The 23,727-nt window shown below is 48.7% G+C and carries 17 protein-coding genes; 7 read left to right on the plus strand and 10 right to left on the minus strand.

The features are described from left to right. Window positions 1–562 precede the first annotated feature (562 nt). On the plus strand, window positions 563–3,118 hold the full coding sequence (locus tag JT719_RS21720) for a M14 family metallopeptidase (protein WP_207435858.1): 2,556 nt from the start codon (window positions 563–565) through the stop codon (window positions 3,116–3,118). A gap of 165 nt (window positions 3,119–3,283) precedes the next feature. Further along, window positions 3,284–4,741: a PQQ-dependent sugar dehydrogenase gene (locus tag JT719_RS21725; RefSeq protein ID WP_242693396.1), complete on the plus strand. Its 1,458-nt coding sequence runs from the start codon at window positions 3,284–3,286 to the stop codon at window positions 4,739–4,741. Window positions 4,742–4,844: 103 nt separating this feature from the next. Here the strand turns inward: JT719_RS21725 and JT719_RS21730 are convergent, their stop codons facing one another. The 10 genes from JT719_RS21730 to rpsF all read right to left on the minus strand — a co-directional run bounded on the left by JT719_RS21730 (window position 4,845) and on the right by rpsF (window position 15,710). Continuing rightward, window positions 4,845–5,186: a Rieske (2Fe-2S) protein gene (locus tag JT719_RS21730; RefSeq protein WP_207435859.1), complete on the minus strand. Its 342-nt coding sequence runs from the start codon at window positions 5,184–5,186 to the stop codon at window positions 4,845–4,847. A 1,211-nt stretch (window positions 5,187–6,397) separates the two neighbouring features. Next, entirely contained in the window at window positions 6,398–6,820 is a 423-nt protein-coding gene (locus JT719_RS21735) for a cupin domain-containing protein (RefSeq protein ID WP_207435860.1), read from the minus strand. Between the two features lie 480 nt (window positions 6,821–7,300). Further along, window positions 7,301–9,835, minus strand: coding sequence for a replication restart helicase PriA (priA, locus tag JT719_RS21740; RefSeq protein WP_242693397.1), 2,535 nt, complete (start codon window positions 9,833–9,835; stop codon window positions 7,301–7,303). Between the two features lie 54 nt (window positions 9,836–9,889). Continuing rightward, entirely contained in the window at window positions 9,890–10,375 is a 486-nt protein-coding gene (locus tag JT719_RS21745; RefSeq protein WP_207435861.1) for a hypothetical protein, read from the minus strand. A 186-nt stretch (window positions 10,376–10,561) separates the two neighbouring features. Next, window positions 10,562–12,595, minus strand: a complete 2,034-nt coding sequence (locus tag JT719_RS21750; RefSeq protein ID WP_207435862.1) for a thioredoxin domain-containing protein — start codon at window positions 12,593–12,595, stop codon at window positions 10,562–10,564. Window positions 12,596–12,660: 65 nt separating this feature from the next. After that, complete coding sequence (locus JT719_RS21755) at window positions 12,661–13,644, minus strand: GSCFA domain-containing protein (RefSeq protein ID WP_207435863.1); 984 nt, start codon at window positions 13,642–13,644, stop codon at window positions 12,661–12,663. Window positions 13,645–13,678: 34 nt separating this feature from the next. Next, window positions 13,679–14,377: an HAD family hydrolase gene (locus JT719_RS21760; protein WP_207435864.1), complete on the minus strand. Its 699-nt coding sequence runs from the start codon at window positions 14,375–14,377 to the stop codon at window positions 13,679–13,681. A 261-nt stretch (window positions 14,378–14,638) separates the two neighbouring features. Continuing rightward, the gene (rplI, locus tag JT719_RS21765) at window positions 14,639–15,082 is read right to left on the minus strand and encodes a 50S ribosomal protein L9 (protein ID WP_207435865.1); all 444 of its coding nucleotides are present in this window, start codon (window positions 15,080–15,082) and stop codon (window positions 14,639–14,641) included. A gap of 14 nt (window positions 15,083–15,096) precedes the next feature. Further along, window positions 15,097–15,348, minus strand: a complete 252-nt coding sequence (gene rpsR, locus JT719_RS21770; RefSeq protein ID WP_205503025.1) for a 30S ribosomal protein S18 — start codon at window positions 15,346–15,348, stop codon at window positions 15,097–15,099. Then, on the minus strand, window positions 15,345–15,710 hold the full coding sequence (rpsF, locus tag JT719_RS21775) for a 30S ribosomal protein S6 (RefSeq protein WP_207435866.1): 366 nt from the start codon (window positions 15,708–15,710) through the stop codon (window positions 15,345–15,347). The genes rpsR and rpsF overlap by 4 nt, the downstream gene beginning before the upstream one ends. 985 nt (window positions 15,711–16,695) lie before the next feature. On the opposite strand from rpsF, the gene JT719_RS21780 reads away from it, so the two are divergent. From JT719_RS21780 to JT719_RS21800, 5 genes are read left to right on the plus strand one after another with little or no spacing between them, the layout of a single operon-like run. Next, complete coding sequence (locus JT719_RS21780; RefSeq protein WP_207435867.1) at window positions 16,696–18,018, plus strand: c-type cytochrome; 1,323 nt, start codon at window positions 16,696–16,698, stop codon at window positions 18,016–18,018. A gap of 36 nt (window positions 18,019–18,054) precedes the next feature. After that, window positions 18,055–21,060, plus strand: a complete 3,006-nt coding sequence (locus tag JT719_RS21785) for a TAT-variant-translocated molybdopterin oxidoreductase (protein ID WP_207435868.1) — start codon at window positions 18,055–18,057, stop codon at window positions 21,058–21,060. Window positions 21,061–21,078: 18 nt separating this feature from the next. Beyond that, window positions 21,079–22,497 (plus strand): NrfD/PsrC family molybdoenzyme membrane anchor subunit, encoded by a 1,419-nt coding sequence (nrfD, locus tag JT719_RS21790; protein ID WP_207435869.1) that lies wholly within the window; start codon window positions 21,079–21,081, stop codon window positions 22,495–22,497. Then, the gene (locus JT719_RS21795; protein ID WP_207435870.1) at window positions 22,490–23,014 is read left to right on the plus strand and encodes a DUF3341 domain-containing protein; all 525 of its coding nucleotides are present in this window, start codon (window positions 22,490–22,492) and stop codon (window positions 23,012–23,014) included. The genes nrfD and JT719_RS21795 overlap by 8 nt, the downstream gene beginning before the upstream one ends. Next, complete coding sequence (locus JT719_RS21800) at window positions 23,014–23,724, plus strand: c-type cytochrome (RefSeq protein WP_207435871.1); 711 nt, start codon at window positions 23,014–23,016, stop codon at window positions 23,722–23,724. The genes JT719_RS21795 and JT719_RS21800 overlap by 1 nt, the downstream gene beginning before the upstream one ends. Window positions 23,725–23,727 lie beyond the last annotated feature (3 nt).

Raw genomic sequence — 23,727 nt, forward strand, 5'->3', positions numbered from 1 at the left:
AAAAAGTGGTTATTTTTAGGTGTAGATACATTGAATTACTGGGGGTGTAGCTGAGATTGAATGATTGTTTAGGTCGTAAACCCTTATTTCTGCCTCAGGTAGAGCCAAGTAGGTGGTTTTGTATAAGACGCTAAAGGTATTTGATGCTTGTGTATTGAAATAAAAAAAACATACTTAGATGAGCTTTTGTTTAGATGATTAAATGAATTAGTTGCTGAATAGTTTGATTTATTAAAACAAATAATTAGCCTGTGTTAAGCTATTAATGAAGTGAATAATAGTAGGTTAAAAGGAAGTGATTTGCTCTTGAATTAGAGAATAGATAGGAGGTGTTTCTAAGGCAATTACCTGGCTTGAATCTTTATTGATTTTATAAATTCCCCTATTGGCTTGTTGGCCTGTGGTCATTCAGGGCATGGGTAAGACAGGCGTTGCCGCGAGTACCCCTATTTTCTGGCTTATTTTCCTGCTTTAAACCCAAAGGACCGTTCTCCCTGGTTTATGTTAAACTTTAGGTAAGAACCTATATCTTTACCTTCATTCAGTTTGAACAATAAGAATAATGTCTTTGAACACCTCTTTAAAGAAGAAACTGCCCTGGCTTTTGTGGATTATGGCAGTTTTCATGGCCTCACCAGGTCAGGCGCAAAACACCCTGCAGACTCCCGAACAGTTTCTGGGTTACAGGCTTGGAGACCAGTTTACTTTTCATGGCCGCATTGTAGACTACGTGCGGTACCTGGCCAGTCAGAACCCAACCAAGATGCAGTTGCAGACCTACGGCCATACATATGAGAAAAGACCGTTGTTGCTGGCTACCATTTCCTCACCCGCCAACATGCAGCGCCTGGAGGAGATCAGAACTAATAACCTCAAGAATACCGGCCTGATGAGCGGCCAGCCCACCGGCGGAAAGCAACCGGCCATTGTGTGGCTCAGCTATAATATCCACGGAAACGAATCAGTAAGCTCTGAGGCGGTGATGCAGGTGTTATATGACTTGCTGAACCCTAACAATGCCCAGACCCAGAAATGGCTGGAGAATACCGTAGTGTTGATTGACCCTTGCGTAAACCCCGATGGCCGCGACCGCTATGCCCAATGGTACAACCGCGTCCGCAACCAAGTACCCAATGCCTCGCCGTGGGCGTGGGAGCACCAGGAGCCCTGGCCCGGCGGACGCCCCAACCACTACTACTTTGACCTGAACCGCGACTGGGCTTGGCAAACGCAGATTGAATCCAAACAACGAGCAGTGGTTTACAGCCAGTGGATGCCCCAACTGCACGCCGATTTCCACGAGCAGGCCGTTGATAACCCCTATTACTTTGCCCCCTCGGCCAAGCCTTACCATGACGCCATCACGCCATGGCAGCGCGAGTTCCAGGGCATCATGGGCGAGTACAACCGCAAGTACTTTGACAAGAACAACTGGCTGTATTTCACCCGCGAGAGCTTTGACTTATTCTACCCAAGCTACGGCGATACCTGGCCTACTTACCAGGGAGCCATTGCCATGACGTACGAGCAAGGCGGTTCTGGCCGCGCCGGGGTAGTGATTCAGAAATCAGACGGAGACAGCTTAACCCTGAGCCAGCGCATTGCCCACCACCATGCCGCCAGTTTAGCCACCGTAGAAGCCATCTCAGATAAGGTAGACCAGGTGGTGAGAGAGTTCAGGAAGTTCTACGCCGATGCCCAAACAAAGCCTTTCGGCACGTACCGCAGCTACGTGTTCAAGGTGAAAGGCGAAGAAGGCCGCATCAAAGAACTAACCGATTACCTGGACCGTCAGCAGATCCGTTACGGCTACGCCAAAGGAGCAGGCAGCAGCAAAGGCTTCAACTACCAGACCGGCAAAACAGAGTCTGTCAAATATGAAAACGGCGACCTGGTGATCAGTGCTTACCAACCAAAATCTACTTTGCTGAACGTGCTGTTTGAGCCGTTTGCCCGGCTGGAAGACTCCGTGACCTATGACATCACCGCCTGGTCTTTGCCGTACGCCTATGGCCTGAAAGGAGCCGCGTTTACTAACCGGATTTCCATGACCGATGCTAAACCTGCCGCAGCCACCCCGCAGAACGCCGCTACTCCAGGTGCTTATGCTTATATCGCGCGTTGGAACGGTGTGCAGGACCTGAAGTTCATGGCCGCATTGCTTAAAGCCAAAGTGCGGGTTCGTTACTCAGAGGTGCCGTTTGAGCAGAACAAAGAAAAATATGCCCCGGGTACCCTCATCATCACGCGTACCGGTAACGAGAGCCTGGGTGCCAGATTTGACCAGATTGTGACCCGTGCCGCCGATTCTTTGGGCATCCAACTAGCCTCTACCACCACCGGTTTTGTAAGCTCAGGCGCTGATTTCGGGTCCAGAAGCATAAGGTACGTGAAAGCGCCGCGGGTAGCGTTGGTGACCGGTGAGGGCGTTTCTCCGTACGGCTTTGGCGAAATCTGGCACTACTTTGAACAGCAGATTGGCTACCCAGTAACAGTGTTGGGAGGCGATTACCTGGCCAACGTGCCTTTGCACGAGTTTGATGTCCTGATTCTGCCCACCGGTTCTTACGGCCGTATTCTGGAGGAGAGAACCCTGAACAAAGTAAAAGACTGGGTAAGAGCCGGCGGAAGACTGATTGCCATGGAAAGCGCCGTGACCTTCCTGGCAGATAAACCAGACTTCGCGGTAAAGAAGAAGGCAGCCGATACCACTAACTCCAAGAAAGGCGCTTCAGCTGATGACCTGAAGAAATACGGCGACCGGGAGCGCGAGTCAATTTCAGAGGAAGTGCAGGGCAGTATCTTCAGAATTAACCTGGACAACACGCATCCGCTGGCATTTGGCTACGGAGCTACTTATCCGGCCCTGATCAGAACCAGCACTCTGCCTCAGTTCCTGAAAGACGGCTGGAATGTGGGCTATATAAGAGAAGAGGCACCTGCCACCGGCTTTGTGGGGGCTAAAGTGAGCAGCAACCTGCAAAACGGCTTGGTATTAGGCGTTCAGGAACTGGGCCGCGGCCAGGTGGTGTACTTAGTAGACAATCCGTTATTCAGAGCTTTCTGGCAAGGCGGTAAATTGCTTTTCGGGAATGCCGTGTTTATGGTAGGCCAGTAAGTGCATTGCTTTACAAGATCAACAGGAACGCCCGCTTTTAGCGGGCGTTCCTGTTTTAGGGCTGTTTTCCTGTGAATAGCTTGAAAACGGAAGAAGCATAGGCCAACCGTAGTACATCTATTTTCGATATATTTAAGTACGTTAGTAAAAGCTAATCCAGAACCTATGCGCCTTTCTCTTCCATTTGCGGCCTCTTTGCTCATTGGCACTTCCATCTTCTCGGCTTGTACGAAGAAGAACTCTTCTGCCTCAAAACAGATGGGAGCAGAGATAACCGGAACCCAGCAACTGACCGAAGCTCAACTAGCCTCCGCCAGAAACAACTACGTGAATTACTGCGGCGGATGCCACGGCCGGGAACTGGAGACCTTCGTGAACCGCAAATGGCAGCACGGCGACTCCCCCGAGGCGCTGTTTAAAGGAATCAAACACGGGTACCCCGAGCAGGGCATGCCGGCGTACGCCACCACGTTCTCAGACCAAGAGATCCAGCAATTAGTAGGCTTCATCAGGGAAGGGATTGTGCGGCAAAAAGGAAAACCAGCCCAGAAACAGAATGCCGCCGTGCACCAGTCAGAGAAAGTCAGCTTTCAGCTGGATACCGTAATCACAGGCTTGGACGTGCCCTGGGGCATGGCGTTTCTGCCCAACGGCGACATGCTGGTAACCGAGCGCTCTGGCACTTTGTACCGCCTCACCAAAGATAGACAGCTACAGAAAGTGGAGGGAGCCCCAGAGGTACTGGCCCAAGGGCAGGGCGGATTACTGGATGTAGAACTCCACCCAGATTTCAAGAAGAACAATGTTGTTTTCCTGTCTTACTCGGCGGTGAAGAAGGAGGGAGGGCAGACGCTTTCCACCACGGCCATTATGCGCGCCAAACTGGACGGCAACAATTTAACAGACCAGAACGTGATCTTTGAAGCCCAGCCTTACGCCCGTACCCGCCACCACTACGGCAGCCGGATGGAGTTTGGCCGCGATGGCTATCTCTATTTCACCATGGGCGACCGGGGCGGCACCAAAGTGAATCCGCAGAACCTGAGCGTGCACGCCGGCAAAACCCACCGCATCAAAGAAGATGGCTCAATTCCCGCAGATAACCCGTTTGTGAACAAAGAAGGAGCCATGGCGTCTATTTACACCTTCGGGAACCGAAATGCCCAGGGAATGGCGCTAAACCCGTCTACCGGCGAGATGTGGCTGCACGAACACGGCCCAAAAGGCGGCGACGAGGTGAACATTGTAAAGAAAGGCGCCAATTACGGCTGGGCCGATGTCACCTATGGCATTGATTACAACGGCTCCAAGATCTCTGACCTAAAGCAGAAAGCCGGCGTCACGGATCCTATCCACTTCTGGGTGCCTTCTATCGCGCCCTCGGGCATGGCGTTCATTACGTCAGACAAATACAAAGGCTGGGAAGGAGACTTGCTGGTGGGTTCTTTGAGCTTTAAGTTCTTAAGCCGTCTGGAAGTAGACGGCAACAGAATTGTAAGAGAAGAGCGCCTGCTGAAAGACATTGGTCGGGTACGGGATGTGCGCCAGAGCCCCGATGGCTTCGTGTACATCGCCGTTGAGAACCCGGGCGTGATTTACCGGCTGGTTCCCGTACAGCAATAAACCTGGAATTTCCATTTACCGCCTGCTTTTGCAATAAGAGCCTGAAAATAAGAGTGGTAAGCAGCAAAGGTGTGTTGCGTGCTGGCTATTGCGGAGCAGAAGCTTAGGTTTTCGGTTCACTTTCCGGAAACTGCACGTAAACGCCGTCTTCCCTGATCTCCAGCGGAAAGCGTTTCAAGGGACGAGTTCGGCCTTTGCATTCCTCGCCCGTGACCAGATGGAACCGGTAGCTGTGCCAGGGGCAGATGATCTCGTTGAGGTAATTGGTGGTGCCGCGGCTCAGGGCATCGCCCAAGTGAGGGCAGACGTTTTCCACGGCAAAAAGCCCCGCCGGCGTATGCGCAATACAGATTTCCTGGCCTTGAACCACATAGGCCTTCGCCTTGGTTTGCGAAATCTGGGCTTTGGCCTGGGCCTCACTCTCAAAAAGTTTTATCCATTGCATAGGCTTGGGGTAAGAAAGCAGCTTTGGGCCTAATTTCCAGAAAATACCTCTGAAACGGAAGCCTTGGGTTAGGAAAGGCCTATAAATGAAAAAGCCCGGAATAACCGGGCCCCTTACACCAAACTAACAAACAAAACTTTTAAACAAACCTAAATAACTAAACCAACCTGCTTGGGGGACAGCAATCTGAGAGGGAATCAGGTGCCGTGGTTGCGTTTAGTGATACAAATATGCAGCGACTTTGCCCCGTCCACAACCCAAACAAGAAGAAGCAGGCCTTTTTCTGACTGAACCCCGATAAAGGTGGAGTGAAATGGGTAAAGCGGGGATGAAACCGGATAAACCCGCCCTGAAACGGAGAACCCAAAATCTGGAAATTCCTGAAAAAGGATGAAAAAAAGTGTCAGTTCTACCTATAAAAGCTTTGCAGGTTCTACCCAAAGAAGAAAAAAAGCCGGTTTCGCCCGAAAATTGTTAAACATAATCCCAAAGGTTGAAATTGACTTTGCCCGAAAACCAGCTACCCAAAAGTGATTTTGCCCGATGAACCGGGAACTACCTACACCCAGAATGTCTGAGTGAAAAGACTGAACACGGATAGGTTGCATGGGCAAGGGAGCAAAGGACACTTCTGTGAAACTGAAGCAGAACCAAACCTAAAATTTGAGAGGGTTCTCCTGCTCCAAAAGGGTTTCCCGTTTATGGTTTGGTTTTGCTGAAACAGGTGAAAAGGCTTTTGCCATTAGAAAGGCCTATAAATGAAAAAGCCCGGAAAGACCGGGCCCCTTACACCAAACTAACAAACAAAACCTAAATTCTTTTGAAGGGCTGAACTGAATCAGCGGTCAAACAGCGGTTGGGGAATCTTGCTCTTTCCAGGCGACTCAACCTCTTTCTGCCTGCTTGACGATACAAATATGCAGCGACTTCTTAGGGTTGGCAACGCAAAAGAGAGGAAGTAGGCCTTTTCCTGACTGAACCCTGAAAAAGAGGGAGTGAACCGGAAATGAAGGGACTGAAATGGAAGCGCTTTCCCGCCGAAGAAAAGAACACTCAAAAAAATTCAATAGCCATCCCGTTTGGAATGGCTTTGCAGTTGGGGCAAAAAAATTGCTTAAAAGCAGTCTATCCCAGAGCGCAAGCGGATAGCAGTAGACTACTTTTAAGCAGAAATAGAGTGTGAATGTATCTGATTTTACGGAGCCAAAACCTTAAGGTTTAAGCGAGTACAAAGAAATTTCAGATTTTTTTTCCACAACATCGGCTGGCTTCTCCAGCAACATTATTTTCATGGCTTTGGTACCGGTATTCCAGTTTTTGTAGCGGGTAAGGTCCATCCACAACCGGTCGCCGGCTTTAACGTTTACAATTTTCTCTTGTCCGTCTGTGGTTACCATGCGCAGGGTACCAGAAGTTGCTGCATAAGCCTCCTGCTCAGGTGAAGCGTGGAAATCCAGGAATTCACCGGGAGCCAGCTCCAAAGACATGATGCGCAGGTCAGTAGTTTTCAGTACATGGTGGAACACTTTTGGAGAGCGGGTGGAAGGTCCATTGTGGTTTGTTCCGGCGAAGGCAGGAGCCAGGCTGAAAAGGAAACAAACTGAAAAGAAAGCGGAGGTTAAGCGAGTTTTCATAATTTTTTTATGGTTAAGTTTTTTAAACATTCTTAGGAGCATTTGTCCGATTTTGGAGTAGCCCTTTTGATTATATAGATGCAAATTTGGGCAATACGTTGCTTAGTTGTATGTTAATGGTTTGTTAAAAGGCTTAAAACCAGTATGAAGCCGAAAAAAGCACAGCCGAGGCGGAACTTTTAAGGGATGAAGAAGACGTAAATTTTTTGTGAAATTTATCCAAATGCCTTGCGTTGGCAGTTTTGACCCTACGTTTAGAAAAAAGGCTCCAGTTTTCAGGGAAGATTGCATGCCCTAAGCAGGTGCGTACCTTAGTTCTTTAAAGCCTGAGCTACATGTTGCGCAAGCTCACAGTATCTGGTTGTCTTGGAGAAGGATAGAAAGGAAGAAGGGGCTGTTTTATGCCTGTTTTTGAGAGAACAAGCCTAAAACAGCCCCTTTTGAATTGCTAAGAGAAGCGGTGCAAAAGCAGAAGGTACCTTAAGACGGATCAACGTCAATGACTACCCGCAGATTCTTGAAGTCTTTGTTCTGGAGCAGCGCTTGGGCAGCATCGTAAATCTGAGCCTTTGAATCTCGCAGGTTCCCGCTATCCCGGTCTAATTTCACGTGAATCTCCTGTAAGTATTGGTTCCTGATTTTGAAGATATGTGGGGCTTCAGGACCCAAAACGCCACTTCTGCCTAATCTATCTACCAGGTCCCGGGCTAGGGTGATAGCTGCAGCTTCGCAGGGTTTCGCCTCGGGGTGTTTTACCGTGAGCCGGATAATACGCACAAAGGGCGGATACCGGAACTTACGGCGCTCGGCAATTTCCTGTTCGTAAAGACCCAGGTAATCGTTCTCTATCACCCGCTGGAAAATGACTTGGTTAGGATTGGCCGTCTGGATCAATACCTTCCCTTTGTTGCCTTTTCGGCCCGCTCTGCCGCTTACCTGCACAAACAACTGGTACGCCCGCTCATGCGCCCTGAAATCGGGGAAATGGATGATGCTGTCGGCGCTCAGGATGCCTACCAGACTCACGTGTTCAAAGTCCAGCCCCTTGGTCACCATTTGGGTGCCCACCAGAATGTCGGTGCGCTGCTGTTCAAAATCCTCTATGATTTGCTGGTGGCTGTTTTTGCGTTTGGTGGTATCCAGGTCCATGCGCTGGATACGGGCATCGGGTAAGATCAGCTTCAGTTCGTCTTCAATCTTCTCAGTGCCGAAGCCTACGGTTTTCAGCATGGTAGAGCCGCAGGCCGGGCAATCATTGGGCTTCTTCTCAGTGTAACCGCAGTAGTGGCAGCGCAGCTCGTTGGAGAATTTGTGGTAAGATAAACTCACCGCGCAATGCCGGCATTTGGGAATCCAGGCGCAGTCATTACAGTCAATAAAAGGAGCGTAGCCCCTACGGTTCTGGAACAGGATTACCTGCTCGTGGCGGTGCAGCGTGTCTTCAATGTCATGAACCAGCCGTTGGGAAAAGTGGCTGAGCATGTTCTTGCGCAGGCTTTCCTGGCGGGTATCTACCAGTTCTACCTGGGGCAGCGTAGCCTCGCCGTAGCGCACGTGCAGGTTCACCAGGCCCCAGCGGCCTTGTTGGCAATGGTAATAGGTCTCTACCGAGGGCGTAGCCGAGCCCAGCAGGGTTCTGGCTCCGTGGAACTGCGCCATCATGAGGGCTACCTCGCGGGCGTTGTAGCGCGGGGCAGGCTCGTGCTGCTTGTAGGAAGGTTCGTGTTCTTCGTCCACGATGATCAACGACAGCGAATGAAACGGCAGGAACACCGAGGAACGCACGCCCACCACCACCTGGAACCGACCGGAAAGGATGCCGTTCCAGACCTCTACGCGCTCATTGTCAGAGAATTTGGAATGGTACACGCCCAATCTATCGCCAAAGACCCGTTTCAGGCGGATCACAATCTGGGCCGTCAGTGCGATTTCGGGTAGTAAATAGAGCACCTGGCCACCCGCTTCCACGGCTTTCTGGATCAGGTCAATGTAGATCTCGGTCTTGCCGCTACCAGTAATGCCGTGCAGCAAAACCGTGTTCTTCTCCCCGAACAGCTCTAACACCTGGTCCCGGGCCTGGGTTTGGGCAGCGGAAAGCTCCATGGTAAGGTAAGGGCCCCGGCCCTCGGCCTCCGGGAAACGGCTCACCACCATGTCAAACTGCTCCAGCACCCCGTTCTTCAGCAAGGTATTGATGGCCGAGAGGGAAAGATGAGGGTTGGAGGTAAGCAGATTTTTCTCTACGCCCTCCTGGTTGGTGGCCAGATTGTGCAGAATAGGGGTGATTTGCACGTACTTTAGCAACACATCTAACTGTTTAGGCTTGGCGGCCAACTGGTTGAAAAGCTCCTCCAGGGTTTCTTCATCGGTGGTGAACTGCGGGGCCAAACGCACTTTCTTCACCACTTTGGGCGCGTATTTCTCGGCTATTTCCTCATAAATGATGATAATCTCTTTGAGGAGCAGCGATTTGATGATCTTATGGAAACTGGTGAGTTGCAGCAGTTGGCCTACTTCTGTAAACGTGAGGTGCTGTTTCTGGCGCAGCGCGAAGATGATTTTCTCTTCATGGCTGGTGAGCGGCCATTCGTTGGTTTCCTCGTTGAACTGCGGGTGCAGCTGGATTTTAGACTCGCTGCTAAGTTTCAGCGCCGAGGGGAGAGCCGCATTGATGACTTCTCCCAGGGTACAGAGGTAGTATTCGGCCATCCACATGAAAAGCCGGAGCTGCGGGCCAGTGACCACCGGCTTTTCATCAATTACCTCCAGAATGTACTTAGCCTGGTACTCTTTGGGCGGCTGTTCATGCACGCGGGCCACTATGCAGCTCAGGACCCGTTTGGAGCCAAACTGCACCAGCACGCGGGCACCCACCAACACCTCATCGCTCATCTGGAAAGGAACGCGGTACGTGTAGAGTTTGGGCAGGGGTAAAGGTAAAATGACGTCTGCGAACAGGGTAACCCGTTCAGAGACGTCATCTTCAGGAATATGGAATTCTAATTCAGGAGTCAAAGCAGGCAGTTTACCCCAAAGTTCGGAAAAACAGCCCGGAAACGGAAGCTTTCCTTACTTCACCTGTTTCACTTGGTAGTCTTCTACCAATAATGTCATTTGCTTCTCCTGCGGATCGTTGTCCTTCAGTACGGTGGTGTACAGAATCACTGGTTCTGTTTCGCGCACTTCAATCTGCAATTGGTCGGCCAATGAAGCTTTTACCGGTAACCAAACCTCTTTGTCGGCGGCCTTGAAAAGCACTTCTTTGCGGTACTGCCGGATGTTGCCCGGTTTAAAGCCTTTCTCCTTCATCAGCTGGATGTTCTCCATGGTGATGTTGCGGGTTTTACCGGCGTAGACCAGAGACAAACGGCAGGCATTAAAATCAGTGAGGCCAGAGGGAGCCTGAGAAACCGCGGGAGAGTTTCTTTCCAGCGCCTCAAGGGTGGTTTCTGGGTGAGTTCTCTGTAATCTTTTCCAATAACCGTCTCCGTTCTGGGCGTAGGTAGATGCTGCGCAGGCAAGCCAGAGACCGCCTAAGATGAATAACTTCTTCACGTATGAAATAGGTTTAGTTTCTGCGTGTGCAACAGTAAATTACCTAACCCAGTTCTGTCCTGAAACCAAAAGTTACAAGTTCATTCCTAAACCCAAGCAAGTTCTTTTTATTGTACTAAACTTTTTGAAAAAGTAAACTAAAAAGAGATGTAGGAGCTATATTTTGGATTTTTTACATAGATCCATTTAGATAACGGTAACTTGTTCCAAAGCTTCGGCCACAGATTGTACCGGCAACTGGCAGGCCTTATTGTAGCAGACGTACAGGGTGGTCTGGCCGCCCTGGGCAGTACGGTCTTCTAAAAGCGGCAGGATGGACTCACCTTCTTCTTTGCGACCCGCTAATATAGCGTTTGGCAGGAAATGCTGCTGTACTAGCCCCCGGAACGAATGCACGTCTGGACCCACAATGGCAATCTCGGCGGTTGGTTTCAGTTTCAGGAAATATAAACTTGCCCAGTTTGCCAGGTGCGAAGGCTCCTGTACCACCAGATCCCGAACTTTGGAGAGCATTTTCTCTGAGAGCTGCACATAGCGTTCCTTGTCAAAATAGTGCCCCAGGAAATGCAGATTCATGGCCATTACAGAATTAGAAGCCGGAATCACATTGTCAAAAATTTCTTTTTTCTTGGCAATCAACTGCTCTCCGGCGGTGCTGGTAAAGTAAAAGAGATCTTCCTGTGGGTCAAAAAAATGGGTGAGGGTATGCTCGGTTAGTTTTTTAGCCTCTTTTAGCCAATTCTCCTCAAAAGTAGCCTGGTACATGCCAATGAAAGCCTGGATGAGCAGGGCGTAGTCTTCCAGGAAACCGTCAATAGTGGCTTTGCCTTTTTTGTAGTTATGGAAGAGCTGGGTGCCTTGCTTTAGATTGTTCAACAGGAAGTTAGCATTGGTGCAGGCTAGTTCCAGCATTCTGGGTTCCCCGAAAGCCTTGTACGCATCCGTAAGACCGATCAGCATGAGCGCGTTCCAGGACGTGAGGATCTTATCATCCAATCCTGGGCGCACCCGTTCTGCCCGTACCTGCAGCAAAGTATCTTTCCAATTCTGCACGTGTTCCTGCAGTTCTTCCAGGGTCAGTCCTTGGTCAGCCGCAAACGCTTCATCGGTTTGGCGCCGGTGCAGTATGTTTACCCCGTGCTCCCAGTTTCCTTCTGGATTGGTATTGTAGTATTTGCTGGCTAGTTCTGCGTCTTCGCCTAAGGCCTCTTGCAGCTCTTCCTGGGTGAAAACATAGAACTTTCCTTCCACGCCTTCACTGTCGGCATCCAGGGAGGAGTAGAAGCCGCCTTCGGGGCTCATGAGTTCGCGCTCCACAAAGGCAATGGTCTCCTGCACCACCTGTTTGTACAATTCACTGCGGGTCACTTGATAGGCCTCAGAATACAGGCTAATTAGTTGCCCGTTGTCATACAGCATTTTCTCAAAGTGCGGCACCAGCCATTCCTCGTCCACCGAATACCGCGCGAAACCTCCGCCTACCTGGTCGTAAATACCGCCAAAAGCTATTTCTTCCAGGGTGAGGTTTACCTGTTCCAGCGCAGTTAGATCCTGGCTATGGTGGTAATAGCGCAGCAGAAAACGCCAGATGCTGGTCATTGGGAATTTGGGGGCTCCGGTGGTGCCGCCCCGTTTCAGGTCAAAACGGCTTTTCAGGCGCTGAAACATCTGCTCAAACGCCACCGGGTTGAAGTCTGGATTGCTTTTCTGCAGCCCGTACTTGGCCAGTTCGCTCTGGTTCAGGTGCTCGGCAAATTGATCGGCGGATTTGTCCAGCTCGGCCCGACTTTTCCGGTACGCTTCCGCGATGCTCTGGAGCAATTGCACCCAATTCTGCGGCGGGAAATAGGTACCCCCGTAGAAGGGTTTGGCATCGGGGTTGAGGAAAACATTCAGGGGCCAACCGCCTTGTACGCCCATCGCAGTGAGGGCATCCATGTATACCTGGTCCACATCGGGTCGTTCTTCGCGGTCTACCTTGATGCAGACAAAGTATTTGTTCATCACCTCAGCAATCTGCTCGTTCTCAAACGATTGGTGTTCCATCACGTGGCACCAGTGGCAGGCTGCGTAACCGATGCTCACCAAAATAGGCTTCTGCTCTTCTTTGGCTTTCTGCAGAGCCTCAGGCCCCCACGGGTACCAATCTACCGGGTTGTAGGCGTGCTGTAACAGATACGGGCTGGATTCCTGCGCAAGGCGGTTGGGCTTTTTTTCCATAGTTTCAATAGGTAAGTAACAGGCTGTTTCAGGCTTCTTTTCAGGGAAAGAGGCTGAAAACAGTATCAATGCATACGCAACTGGCGCTGAACGGTAGCAATTTCGGCTTCTACATCGGTATCCGTAGCCAAAGCCTGAAGCTTTTGCAGGAGCCGTTGCAGGAATTGCTGATGGGCCGGGCTATCAGGCTGGAAAGGTCTATGCGCCAGTTCACGCTGAATTTCATTCCAACGGGGCAGAAACTCCTTGAAGTACGGATCGGCGTAAGAGTCAATGAATTTTTTCCAGATGTATTCCTCTGCCATTTCGGAGGGATGGATCAGATCAGGTCCGTAAAACCGGTAATCCCGCAAGTCGTCTAACAGCAACTCGTAAGCCGGAAAGTAGGTGATGTGAGGATGAAGCTCCAGAGCTTGGTGGGTGGCTACCCTTAATAGGCTTTTACTCACGCTGTTCAGCGGAAGCGTGTCTTTGATATGGCGCACCGGGCTTACGGTTAAAATCACCTGTACCTTAGGGAACTGGCTTTGTAACAGCTGCAAGGTTTGGCGTGTGTCTTGCACAATTTCTTCTAAGGATAACAGACGCTTATAAAAAGCCTTTTGCGGCACTTTATGGCAGTTAGCTACCAAAGACCCGGTATCTTTACGCTCATAAACAAAAGAAGTGCCCCAGGTGAGCATGACCGTTTCTGCCTGATGTAGGAACTGGTGTGCCTGATCAACTTGGTTTTTTAGGGTTTGTAGCAGAACTTCTTTGCTCTGGTGCGAGAAAGAAGAATGGAAATCAAAATGATACCAAAGACCGTTTTGGTCTACCAGTCCTTCCTCCAGAATTGCATATTCCTGAGTGATGGCGGCCCGCAGCAGTTTATGGATGGAGAGCGGATTAAAGATAGTGCCAAACGGGTTCACCAGAACCTTCGCTTTTACCTGCTCCAGTTTCCGGCCCATTACCTCGGCAAAGCACGAGCCCATGGTATAGATGCCCCCGGTTCTGGAGATAAGCATAGGCGCGGCAGGAACCTGTAATTCGGTACGAAACAGCATGGCTAGAAGAGTAAATAGAAAGCAAAGCTACTCTTTATACTTGTAACGTGGCTGGGGTTACAATGGGCTGCAGTTGTGCCAGGGAGTGAATGGTAAAAGTAGGATCAGCCGCCAGGCAAACGTCTTTTGCTCCGTAACCGTACGCTGCCCAACAGGAAGAAAGCCCGGCATTGTTCGCGAAAGCCAAATCTGCATCGGTATCGCCTACCATCAAGACCTGAGACGCTGCCAGGTGCGGGTATTTAGGTTGGATCACTTCATGAAACGCCATGGGATGCGGCTTCTTCTTGAGCGGAAGGCTGGGGTTGTCGCCAATGATCAGTTCAAAATACTCCCGCAGGTTAAATCTGGCGAGAGCATCCTCAATGGCCCGTTGTCCTTTGTTGCTGATAACCACACAGGAAATGCCCAGGCTTTTGAGATAGGGGAGAAGTTCCTCAGCTCCCTGGAACAAAGTGGTTAGGCGGCCACCGTCTGTGTCATAGATGTGCCGGTAATGCAGCACCCATTCTTCTAATTCCTGGTTACTGTCTCTGCTTTGCAGCGGCGGATAAAGCAGAGGCAGCATCTCAGACAGATTGCCACCTGTGCCAATGGCCTGTTTGATGGTGTCTTCTGAAGGAGGCACAATGCCTTTTTGTTCAAACGCCTGCTGAAAGGTATAAAGAATGGCATTTTCTGTAGCGCAGAGCGTGCCGTCAAAATCAAAGATAACTACTGGGTAGGGCAACATAGGTCTGGTGAATGTGTACTTTACCAATTAACCCTAAGATAGGCAGATCTTCCTGGTAAAACCCTACCGAGAACGGAATTTAGAACTTTTTGTTTTCAAGCTGTGGGGCAAAGCTGATTTTCGGCTGCTTTTCAGGAAACACTGTTAAAACACGAAAGCAGGATAGCGCTTGATGAGACGAGCGGAATAGGGCAGGGCTAAAACAAAAACATCCTGCCGGGTTACAGCAGGATGTTTTCTTGATATAAGTACCAGCTACAATTAAGCAGCTACTACGTTGAAGCGTACTTGGTGCTTCACTTCTTTGTGCAGGTTCAAGGTAGCAGTGTACTCGCCCAAAGATTTCACCTCCTGGTCAAAATCAATGCGCTTGCGGTCTACATCGTACCCTAAAGCTTTCAGAGCCTCAGAAACCTGCAGAGTAGTTACTGCACCAAAGATTCTACCGCTCTCACCGGCTTTCGCAGGGATTTCAAGAACAGTGTCACCAATACGGTTAGCCAGTTCCTGAGCATCTTTCTGGATTTTCTCTGCTTTGTGTGCAGCCTGACGAATGTTTTCAGCTACAACTTTACGGGCAGAAGGAGTAGCCATTTCAGCTAAGCCTTGAGGAATCAAATAGTTACGGCCATAGCCAGGCTTTACGGTAACGATATCGTTTTTGTAGCCTACGCCTTTAACGTCATCTTTCAGAATAACTTCCATCTCGTTTTACCTCCTTATTTTAAAGAATCCGTTACGTAAGGCAAAATAGCCAAGTGGCGTGCTCTGGCAACGGCCTGAGAAACACGGCGCTGGAACTTCAAGCTGGTTCCAGTTAAACGACGTGGCAACAGTTTGCCTTGCTCGTTCACAAACTTCAATAAGAAGTTACCGTCTTTGTAATCAATGTACTGGATTCCGTTTTTCTTGAAACGGCAGTATTTTTTGCGCGTGTCTTGCTTGTGTACTTTTTCGTTAACTAAACTCATGACGCTTGTGCCTCCTTTTTAGATGATTTAAACTCTCCGTTTCTACGGCGCTCGTTGTAAGCAACAGCGTGCTTATCCAGGGCAGTAGTTAAGAAGCGGATGATTTTCTCGTCACGACGGAACGCCAGCTCTAACTGATCCACAATGGTAGATGGACCTTGGAATTCCACGAGGTGATAGAAACCAGTGTTTTTCTTCTGAATTGGGTACGCCAGTTTTTTTAGGCCCCAGTTCTCCTCATGGATAATGTCGGCGCCATTTTCCTTAAGCACCTGTCTGAACTTCTCGACCGTCTCCTGCATCTGAGCCTCGTTCAACAACGGGGTCATGATGTAGAGTACTTCGTAATTTTTTAAAGTCATTTGAAAAAAATGATTTTTTGGTTCGAAGGGGCAAAGGTAGAACCTTTTTTAACAAAATCCAAAGAAGCCCACACCTAAAGCGCAAAGAATGAGCTACAATTCTAGCAGAACTTAATAAGAAGAGCGTTTTCAGGGCAATTTTGCTGAGAACAGGGCAAAACAGAATACCGTGAGTGTTCAGACTTAACCAGAATCTACCAGTTAACCTTTCTCTGGTGACCTTATTTCCAACACCTATATATATAGGAGTGACTGGAAGAAGCAGTTACATCTTTAATGATAGGAGGCAGGGTTGATGGATGCTGCTTGTTTGATGTATAAATCAGGAAGTTAAACGCTGGATTGAGTTGGATGCAGCCTTGAAAAGCTTAAGGATAAGTGGGAGGACTGAAATGTCTAATAAAATTGTGCTGATGTGGTTGGATTGTAGCACCGCAAATAGTACAAACGAAGACATGGTGCAATTGCTTCTGGCTGATGCCTTTGCCAAAAATGGTAGTAAAAGTGGCTTGCAGAAGAAAATATAGTGTGAAAAGGGTTCTCAGGCATAGGACATTGTTGCATGAGTGCTGATCCTTCGTACCTCTTGAAAAGCAATTGCACAAGGAGAAAGGAATATTCATATACCTGAATATACTTCCCGTAGCTTGGTTATGAGTTGTTTATTGTTTAAATAATTGATTATTGTACTAAACAAATTTTATAGACTTGAAAGTAGTCAGGGAATGGGGTTATAGAGGAAGGGGCAGAGGGGCGCCAAAAGAGAGTCCGGAAAAGAGCAGGGAAAAAGTCAAGCTGTAATTTATAAAGGTTCTAAATAATGCCTAAACAAGCGATTAGAAGGGGTTTACCCTGATAAACCTATGTAAAAAAGGGGGTAAACCACACCCTAAAAATAAGGAATATTGTGTTTGATTAATGGTGTTCGGGTAGTAGATTTGTGCCCGTAATGTACTTTCACTATTCTTAACACTACAATTAAGCTATGATTAGCTGTAAAAAGAGAGCAAAATATACCTTCCTACTCCCTTTTCTCTTAATCTTCTTTGTTATTTCTTCTGCCTTCGCGCAGACGCCTGAGCAAAGTCAGACAGGGACGGCTGGTGTAACGCCTGGCGCCGAGACCCCGGCTGCGGGCGGAGGAGGTGCTGCTGATGCAGCCCTGATTGAAAATGGACAGACCCTGTTCAAGAACAACTGTACCCAATGCCACTCTGTAGGTTCTGATGTGGTGGTTGGACCTGGCTTGCGTGATGTTCACAAAAGAAGAAACCAGGCCTGGTTGTTGAAGTGGATCAAGAACTCAAGTGCTTTGATCCAAAGCGGAGATAAAGATGCGGTAGCGGTATTCAACCAATACAACAAGCAGCAAATGCCTTCTTTCGCTTTCTCTGATGATGAGTTAAACTCTATCATTGCTTACATCAAGAGCGCAAGCGAAACTCCTGAGAATGTTCAAAGCGCCCCTAACGAGGGTCCGGAAAGAGCAGAGGCAGGTAAGAATGTTGGTACAGATGCAGTTGGTTCAGTTGGCGGTTATGTAGACCTGTTGCTAGTAGTTTTAGTAGTGGTGTTGATCGTACTGGTAGCTACACTCCTTATTATTGCTGCAGTTCTGAAAAACTACCTGAAAAGCAAAGGTGACCTGACCGGTGCTGAGCAGGAAATGCTGGAGCGTAGAACCAACTTTGCCAATATCTACAAGTCTAAGGCTGTAAGAGTTATTGTAGGGTTGATTGTAGTGGTAGTGCTGGTTGATATCTCTATTGACAAAGTGATGGGGATTGGTATTCACCAGGGGTATGCCCCAAGACAGCCAATCGCTTTCTCCCACAAACTGCACGCTGGTGATCACCAGATCAACTGTAACTATTGCCACACCTCTGTATATAAGAGCTCCAGTGCCAATATCCCTTCTGCGAACATCTGTATGAACTGCCACAGCCAGATCAAGAAAGAGTCGCCAGAAATCCAGAAAATCTACCGTGCAATTGAGAACAACAAGCCAATTGAGTGGATCCGGGTGCACAACCTGCCAGACTTGGCTTACTTCAACCACTCTCAGCACACTAAAGTTGGTGGTGTAGAATGTCAGACTTGCCACGGCCCAATTGAAACTATGGAGGTTGTAGCACAATACTCTCCATTGACCATGGGCTGGTGTATTGACTGTCACCGCAACACTCCTCTGAATACAGAAGGAAACGCTTATTATGACAACTTGGTGAAGTTGCATGAGAAGCAATCTAAAGGCGCCTTTGTGGTAGCGTCTAACGGTGGAACAGAATGTTCTAAATGCCACTACTAATCAATTCCATATCCTGAATTTGAGTTTTTGAGATATATGCAAGAAACAATTAAATACTGGAGAGGGGTAGAGGAGTTAAACAATACTCCGGAATTCCAGAAACATGCTCATAACGAGTTTCCTGAGTTCCTGCCAGTAAGTGAAGCCAATGGAGGGGATTCCTCTTCCCCAGTGGCTCCCAGAAGGGATTTCTTAAAGCTATTGGGTTTTGGGGTAGCAGCAGCAACGCTTGCTTCCTGCGAGTCTCCGGTACGCAAAGCAATTCCCTACCTGCACAAACCAGAAGAAGTAGAACCAGGCATTCCTAACTGGTATGCCTCTACTTATTTCATGGGTGACATCTACAACCCGGTGTTAGTGAAGACCCGCGAAGGTCGTCCTATCAAAATCGAAGGAAATAATCTTTCCCCAATCACCCAGGGTGCTACGCATGCTCGTTCTCAGGCATCATTGCTGAACCTGTATGATAACAACCGTCTGAAAGGTCCGGTTGCTAAAAAGCAGCCTACTTCCTGGGAGAAAATTGATCAGGAAATCCGTACCCGCCTGACAGGTGTGCAAGGAAGAGTAGTGTTAGTTTCTAATACTATCATCAGCCCAAGCACTAAAACTGTTATCCGGGAGTTTGGAGCCCAGTTCCCTGCGTTTGAACACGTAACCTATGATGCAAACTCTGCTTCCGCTTTATTGAGAGCAAACGGCGGAGTGGTACCAGGGTACGATTTCAGCAAAGCCCGTACAATTGTTTCTATTGGAGCTGACTTCTTAGGTACCTGGATTTCACCAGTAGAATACTCAAAACAATACATCGTAAACCGGAAAGTAACTGCAGACAGACCAGTAATGTCTCGTCACTTCCAGTTTGAAAGCTTCCTGTCCATGACAGGCGCCAACGCGGATGTTCGTATTCCGATTAAACCATCTGAGTACAGCGCAGTAGTAGCAGCTATTTATAATAGAGTTGCGGCCGGTACTGGTGGAACACCAATTCAAGCACCAAACACTGCTTACGCAAAGCAAGTAGAAAGAGCTGCCACAGAATTGTTGGCTAGCCGTGGTGCTGCCCTGGTGGTTTCAGATTCTAATGATCCTGCGGTGCAGACGTTAGTAACTGCCATCAACACTGCTTTAGGTGCTAACGGAACCACTATCAATACCGCTGTACCTTCTTTTGTACGTCAAGGAGATGATGCACGCATGCTGCGTCTGATCAATGACATGAACAATGGTGCCGTAGGTGCGGTGATTTTCTACGGAGCTAACCCGGTATATGATCACCCGCTTAGCCAGCAGGTAGTAAACGGTCTGAAGAAAGTAGGAGTGAAAATCTCTTTCGCAGACAGAGAAGACGAGACTGCTGCTCACGTAGATTACATCTGCCCAGACAACCATTACCTGGAGTCTTGGAATGACTTTGAGCCTAAGAGAGGTTTCTTAGGTTTGGCTCAGCCAACCATCACTCCAATCTTCAATACAAGACAAGCTCAGGATTCATTACTGAAGTGGACTGGTTCTACAACTGATTTCTACACTGTGATTCAGCGTACATGGTCAGGTATCGTAGGGGGTGGTGCTGCCTGGGACAGAGCCGTTCATGACGGTCTTGCCACTGGTACAACTGGTGCCAATGAGCCTACCGCTCCTGCTGCTCCGCTTACACTAGCAGCAGCTGCCGTAAGCATTAACAGAGGCGGACGTGCTGGTAAAGGTACTGAGCTGGTTATCTACGAAAAAGTAGCTATTGGAGCAGGTCAGCACACCAACAACCCATGGTTGCAGGAAATGTCTGATCCAACCACTAAAGCCACTTGGGATAACTATGTGACTATCTCCAGCGCAATGGCCAACCAGTTGGGCGTTGAGCAGAATGACATGCTGAGAGTTACTGCCAACGGTAAATCAATTGAGCTTCCTGCGCTAATCCAGCCAGGTCAGGCCCAGGGTACTATTGGTATCGCGATCGGATATGGTAGAACTCATGCAGGTCAGGCTGGTAACAACGTAGGTGCTAATGTTTACCCATTAGTAACTGTAGCCGGTGATTCCTTGATCTTTGCAAACAATGTAGAGATTGCAAAAGCAGGAGGTGACAGACCAATTGCCCAGACACAAACGCACCACACTGTGATGGGACGTATTGTGGTGCAGGAGTCTACCTTGGCTAAATACCAGAAAGATCCGAAGAGCGTAACCGAATATGTGCGCATCGCTACTCCGGATGGACCACAAAAACCTCAGAAAGTATCTTTGTGGCAGGATTATGAGTACAAAAACCACCACTGGGGTATGGTCATCGACCTGAACTCTTGTATTGGTTGCGGTACTTGTACTGTAAGCTGCCAGATTGAAAATAACGTAGCCGTAGTAGGTAAGCAAGAGGTTCTGAATCGTCGTGACATGCAATGGCTGCGCATTGACCGCTACTATAGCAGTGATGCAACCCGTGAAGATGGTGGATTTGAGAAGATGGAGAACCCGTCTGAGAACCCACAGGTTATCTTCCAGCCAATGCTTTGCCAGCACTGTAACCACGCTCCATGTGAAACAGTTTGTCCGGTTGCTGCAACCATGCACAGCACAGAGGGTATAAACCAAATGGTATACAACCGCTGTGTAGGTACTCGCTATTGCGCAAACAACTGTCCATATAAAGTGCGTCGTTTCAACTGGTTCAACTACGCCAACAACGAGAAGTTCGATTACCAAATGAACAATGACCTCGGTAAGATGGTGTTGAACCCAGATGTAACAGTGCGTTCACGCGGGGTAATGGAGAAATGCTCCTTCTGCGTACAGCGTATTCAATATGGTAAACTGGAGGCGAAAAAAGACGGCCGTCGTCCGAAAGATGGAGAAATCGTTACAGCATGTGCTCAGGCATGTCCTACTAACGCCATCATCTTCGGTGATATGCTGGATCCAAACAGCCAGATTTCCCAGATCTTGAAACGTGAGCAAGGAGAGCGTGCTTTCCACGTATTGGAAGAGTTGAACACTCAGCCAAACGTTACTTACTTAACTAAAATCAGAAACTTAGCTTAATTTAACACAGAAAGATATATGCAGCACGTATCTCCGATAAGAGAGCCCCTAGTAACTGGGGGTAAAACTTATGCAGACATCACGGAGGATGTATGCCGGCAGGTGGAAGCCAAGCCGAACGTCCGCTGGATGATGGCTCTGGGAGTTTCTCTGGTTTTCCTCGGCATCTTTATCTACTCTGTATACCGGACCTTATGGTTCGGTATCGGGGAGTGGGGTCTCAATAAAACAGTAGGTTGGGCGTGGGATATCACCAACTTCGTATGGTGGGTAGGTATCGGTCACGCGGGTACCCTTATCTCAGCGATCTTGTTGTTGTTCCGCCAGAAATGGAGAACTTCCATCAACCGCGCCGCTGAGGCGATGACCATTTTCGCGGTAATCTGTGCGGCCATGTTCCCGGTTCTTCACATGGGCCGTCCTTGGTTAGCTTACTGGGTATTGCCGCTGCCTAACACGTTTGGTTCTTTGTGGGTGAACTTCAACTCCCCACTTCTTTGGGACGTATTCGCGATCAGTACTTACTTCTCTGTTTCCCTGGTGTTCTGGTACATTGGTCTTATCCCTGACTTTGCTACCATCCGTGACAGAGCTACCGGACCAATCGCTCGCAGAGCTTACGCTTTGTTGAGTATGAACTGGACCGGTTCTGCCAAACACTGGTCACGTTATGAGACTGTTTCCCTGATTCTTGCTGGTCTGGCAACTCCTCTGGTACTTTCGGTACACACCATCGTATCCATGGACTTTGCAACTTCAGTTATCCCAGGTTGGCACACCACCATCTTCCCTCCGTACTTCGTAGCAGGTGCGATCTTCTCTGGTTTCGCGATGGTATTGACCCTGATGATCATTACCCGCAAAACCTTCAAACTGGAAGATTACATCACCCTGGAGCACGTTGAATCCATGAACAAGGTAATCACCTTGACAGGTTCTATCGTAGGGGTGGCGTATATCACTGAGTTCTTCATCGCCTGGTATTCTGGGGTTGAATACGAGCAATATGCCTTCATTAACCGGGCTACTGGTCCTTACTGGTGGGCATACTGGTCAATGATGACCTGTAACGTAATCACACCTCAGTTATTCTGGTTCCGCTCTATCCGCCGCAGCTTAACCGCTACGTTCATCATCTCCATCTTCGTAAACATCGGGATGTGGTTCGAGCGTTTCGTGATCATTGTAACTTCATTACACCGTGACTTCCTTCCATCTAGCTGGGTAATGTTCTCCCCAACTAGCATTGACGTTGGAGTGTACGTTGGAACCATGGGCTTATTCTTCACCCTGTTCCTGCTTTTCGCCAAGTTCTTCCCAGTGGTAAACATGGCTGAAGTAAAATCAATTCTGAAGTCCTCTTCCGGCGTGAGCCATACTCACCACCCAGAAGCATCTATGCACGGTACAGCTCCTAAAAATCACAAACATGACTAGTAAGAAATATATACTCGGTGTATTTGAAGACGAGGATGTTCTGCTGAACGCCATTGAGTCGATTCGTGCAGCAGGCACCAAGATTTATGATGTATTCACTCCTTATCCAATCCACGGGATTGATGATGTGTTAGGAATACAGCGCTCACGCTTGCCAATTGTGGCTTTCTTCTGCGGACTTTGCGGTACTTCGTTTGCCCTCTGGATGCAGATCTACATGCTGGGTTTTGACTGGCCCATGATTATTGGTGGTAAGCCCCACGTGGCACTTCCAAGTTTTATCCCGGTAACGTTTGAGTTGACAGTACTGTGTGCGGCGTTTGGTATGGTGATTACCTTCTTTATCATAAGCGGCTTACGCCCTACGTTGAAAGTGCCAGTAATGGATGTACGTTCAACTGATGATAAATATGTAATGGCCATTGAGTTAAAGGAAGGTACAGATATCAATAAACTGAATGATCTTCTCCGTTCAAACGGGGCTATTGAAGTTAACGAGAAGGAGGTAGTTAAATAATGAACAGTTTCTTTAGAACAGGAGCTAAGGCCTCCATGATTCTTTTCTCTTCCGTTCTTCTTGCATCATGTGGTAATGATGAGCAAGATCCAGGACTAGAATATGCACCGGATATGTACTATCCGGTGGCATACGAGCCCCTGAAGCAATTAGCGGATAACAAAAACGCCATCAACCCAGGCGGTTTGAACATGCGGGTTCCCGCTGATCATACAGTAGCCAGAGGTAAACTTGGGTTTTACGTCCATATTTCAAAAGATAGCGCAGAAGCAGCTGGCCGTGAGTTGGTGAATCCCGTAGCAAGAACAACCAACAACATTGAAGAGGGTAAAACTTTGTTCCTGCGTTTCTGCTCTCCTTGCCATGGTGAAACAGGACAAGGCGACGGATTGGTAGGAGCCAAGTTCAAAGGGGTGCCAAACTTCACACAAGGACGGTACGCTACGTTGCCTGATGGACACATCTTCCACGTAATCACGAACGGACGTGGTCGTATGATGCCTCACGGAACTCAGGTGAACCCAGAAGAACGCTGGAGAATTGCCATGTACGTGAGACAATTGCAGAAAGGCATCACAGATGCAAGCGGAGCGGACGTGTCTGACACAGGCTCTACTTCAACTGACGCTCCTCAAGGCCCAAGTAAAACCGAAAACACTAATCCAGTAACAGGCACGACTGCCGATCCAACCAAGGATACGCGCAATTAACCT

Origin of the sequence: Sabulibacter ruber, from assembly GCF_017355955.1 — a bacterium.
Lineage (GTDB): Bacteria > Bacteroidota > Bacteroidia > Cytophagales > Hymenobacteraceae > Nibribacter > Nibribacter ruber_A.